The following is a 3447-nucleotide window of genomic DNA, read 5'->3' as shown; positions in this document are numbered from 1 at the left end:
GTCGCCGGAGCGCAGATCGGAGCAGCGTACGGGGGGTGCGGCCGGGGGCCGGCGGGACCGGCCCCCGGGGCGAGCCGAGGCTCAGAACTCGCTGGTGCGGAAGGGCCTTTCGGGCCGGTTCAGGTCGGGCTTGCCCAGCACCTTGGGCGAGGAGAGCGCGTAGATGCCGTGGTTGGTGAGCACCCAGGCGATGTTGCGGTCCCACTCCACGTACACGCCGTGGGTCTGGTTGCCGTACGCGTAGTCCGGGGTGCCGGTGCCGTACGCCTTGGGGACGAAGTAGGCGTCGATCTCCGGTGCGGCCGGGTCGGAGACGTCGAAGAACTGCACGCCCGCGTTGTAGAAGCCGTAGCCGAGGACGCCGGGGGTGTGCCGGCCCGGGTTGGTGTAGGAGCCGGTGCGCTTGGGGCCGAAGCTGCCGCGGCGCTRGCAGAAGTCGCTGAACCCGGCCGACGGCGGCGGGGTCGGGCGGGGCAGGACTCCGACGACGCGGGGGTTCTTCGGGTCCTTCGCGTCGATCTGGTAGACGTCCTTGTAGGGCTCGTAACAGTCCTCGGTGAGGGGGTAGCCGGAGTAGTAGACGATGCCGGTCCTCTCGTACTGCGAGACGTCGATGTTGTCGCCCTCGGTGCCGGCGACGGACGGCGGCAGGTCGAGGTGGCTCACGGTCCTGAGGTCGGCCGGGTTCGAGATGTCGAGGACGGTCAGGCCGTAGCCGCCCATGGCGGCGAAGGCGTAACGGCCGCCCTGCTCCACGGGCCTGGGGATGAAGAGCGGCATGCGCGCGCCCATCCAGCTGGTCCGGTTGCCGCAGCGCGGGTTCTTCCGGTAGGCCGCGTCCTCGCCGGTCCGCTGGCCCGGCAGGTGCCAGGTGTCGAGGAGCTTGGGGTGCGCCGGGTCGGCCATGTCCCAGGACTGGTAGCCGGCCGAGTGCAGGTTGGTGGGGTACTCGGTGCGGGAGTACGTGTCGTCGGGCGCCGTCGCGATGAACATGTACCGCTGGCCGGTCCAGTACGGCGTGTCGAGGGAGCCGGAGCCCTGCTGCGCGGTGCCGGGGTCGCTGCGGAGCGGGTCCTTCTGGGTGGCGTCGGTGGAGACGGTCGCGAGGAGCTTCCAGTCCTTCTTGCGGGGGCCGTCCAGGCGGAAGACCTTGAAGCCCTTGAGGCCGGGCTTCTCGCGCAGCTTCCTGACGCCGTCCGGGTTGTTGTACTTGTCGTGCGCCGGGTCGTCCGTGAGTTCCTGGATCTGCCGCTTGCCCTCGAAGCTCTGCACCATGACGTAGGCGTCGAGCTTCTTGTTCCACTGGATGGTGGAGGCGCCCCAGTAGTCGTTCGCCGCCCAGGCGCGGTTGGCCTTCGTCTCGTCGCCGTCCACGTCCTGGCGGCTCATCCGCTCGACGACCTTCACCTTCTTCACGTCGGTGATGTCGTAGACGCGGCCCTCGGACCTGTCGTACTGGAACATGTAGCGGCGGCCGTCGAAGTCGACGATGTTCTGCCAGGTGTGGAAGTAGTCGGGGGTGAAGTCCGGCCCCTCGTAAGCCGCTTCGACCTTCATGTTCTTGATGTACGAGCGGGTGTCGTAGTCCTTGTTGCGGCCGGGGAAGGAGTGCTCGTGCTCCTCGTCGACCGGGGTGAGGGCGGGGTGGCGGAAGGAGTCGTCCAGCTGCATGCCGTACGCGCCCGGGTCCGCGGGCTCGGGGCGCCGGTCGGCGCAGACCTCGGGGACGTTCGGATCGGCGGCGGCCGCGGGGGCGGCGCCGGAGCTGCCCGGTACGAGGAGGGTCGCGGCGGTGGCGGCGGCGACTGCCGTGGCCAGGGTCGCTCTGGTGCGGAGGGATCGCATGGACTGTCCTTGGGTCTCGGCGGCGGAGAACGGACGTGCGGGACGCGCGGGGGTACGGCGCGGCCCGCCGGCACGGAGGGGAACCGGCCGGCGTGGACCGGTCGCGCGGTGGTCGGCCGGGTGCGGTGACGTCGGGATCGCGCGATCGGGGATCGGGGAAGCGGTCAGGTGACCGTGGGGCGCTGCTGGTGGGCGTCCGTGCGATGGGCGCCGGTGACGGCGACGTCGCGGAGTTCGCGCACGGCGCGCAGGACGTCCGCGTGCGTGAGGTAGAGGGCGTTGAACCCGAAGCGGAGCAGGTCCGGGGCGCGCATGTCGCCGATGACGCCGCGTGCGGTGAGCGCGGCGACGAGCGGGTACGCCTCCGGGTGCCGCAGGGCGACCTGGCTGCCGCGACGGGCGGGATCGCGCGGGGTGGCCATGGTGAAGCCGAGGCCGTCGAGGAGGGCGTCGGCGCACTCCTGGAAGAACCCGGTGAGGGAGAGGTTCTTGGCCCGTACGTCGGCCATGTCGACGCCGTCGTACGCCGTGAGCGCGGCTTCCAGGGCGACCAGGGAGAGCAGGGCGGGGGTGCCGATGCGGGCGCGGGTGATGCCGTCGGCGGGGGCGTACGTGCCGGACATGGCGAACGGCTCGGCGTGCCCGTGCCAGCCGGTGACGGGGTGGTCGAAGGCATGCTGGTGGCGGGTGGCGACGTAGGCGAAGGCCGGGGCGCCGGGGCCGCCGGAGAGGTACTTGTAGCCGCAGCCGACGGCGAAGTCCGCTTCCATGGCGTCGAGTTCGACGGGCAGCGCGCCGGCGGCGTGGCACAGGTCCCAGTGCGCCAGGGCGCCGGCGGCGTGCGCGGCTGCGGTGAGGGCGGCCGTGTCGTGGAGTTCTCCGGTGCGGTAGTCCACGGGCGCGTAGGCGGCGACGGCGACGTCCGTCCCCTCGGCGGCGAGGACCGCGGCGGCCTCGGCCGCGGGGACCCGGCGGACCTCCAGGTCCAGGAGGCGGCCCACCGAGTCGGCGATGTACTGGTCCGTGGGGAAGTGGTCGGGGTCGGTGAGCAGGAGTCGTCGGCCGGGGCGGAGCCGGGCGGCGGCGAGGAGGGTGTTGAACAGCTGGACGCTGGTGGAGTCCCCCGCCACCACCTGGCCCGGTGCCGCGCCGATCAGCCGGCCGATGGCGTCGCCGGTGCGTACCGGGGCGTCCCACCAGCCGTTGGCGTTCCAGGAGCGGATGAGGTCGGTGCCCCACTGTCGGTGGACGGCGTCCTCGACCGCCGCGGGCACGGCGGCGGGGAGGGCTCCGAGGGAGTTGCCGTCGAGGTAGACGATGCCTTGGGGGAGGAGGAAGCGGTGACGGACGGGGGCGAGCGGGTCGGCGGCGTCGAGCGCGGCGGCCCGTCCGTCGAGCGCGGCGGCGGCCTGGTCGGGCGCCCCGGCGGGGGTGGTGTCGGATCTCATCGGACGGCCTCCTTCAGGAGCGGGGTGAGACCGAAGAAGCGGACGGCGTTGCCGACCGGCGGCTTGAGCAGGTGGCGGTGTTCCTCGATCCAGGCCTGGAGGTTGAACGGTCTCATGGTCATGGGCGCGGTTCCTCGTTCCGGATCTGCGGTGC

Annotated in this window: 3 protein-coding genes; all 3 read right to left on the bottom strand. The window is 72.2% G+C overall.

The window, feature by feature from the left end; genetic code table 11:
- Positions 1–81 precede the first annotated feature (81 nt).
- Complete coding sequence (locus EAO70_RS37350; protein WP_148007200.1) at positions 82–1845, bottom strand: hypothetical protein; 1764 nt, start codon at positions 1843–1845, stop codon at positions 82–84.
- Positions 1846–2009: 164 nt separating this feature from the next.
- A complete protein-coding gene (gene kynU, locus EAO70_RS37345) occupies positions 2010–3293 on the bottom strand; it encodes a kynureninase (RefSeq protein WP_148007199.1) in 1284 nt (427 codons plus the stop codon).
- On the bottom strand, positions 3290–3415 hold the full coding sequence (locus EAO70_RS39920; protein WP_261993259.1) for a hypothetical protein: 126 nt from the start codon (positions 3413–3415) through the stop codon (positions 3290–3292). Before EAO70_RS39920 ends, kynU begins: the two co-directional genes overlap by 4 nt.
- Positions 3416–3447: the final 32 nt, after the last annotated feature.

The sequence above is a fragment of the Streptomyces sp. adm13(2018) genome, assembly GCF_008042145.1.
Taxonomy (GTDB): Bacteria; Actinomycetota; Actinomycetes; order Streptomycetales; family Streptomycetaceae; genus Streptomyces.
This window is presented reverse-complemented; position numbering and strand designations above follow the sequence as displayed.

Coding starts and splice junctions, on each gene's coding strand:
- kynU (WP_148007199.1), bottom strand. CDS start 3,293: ATGAGATCCGACACCACCCCCGCCGGGGCGCCCGACCAGGCCGCCGCC.
- EAO70_RS39920 (WP_261993259.1), bottom strand. CDS start 3,415: ATGACCATGAGACCGTTCAACCTCCAGGCCTGGATCGAGGAACACCGC.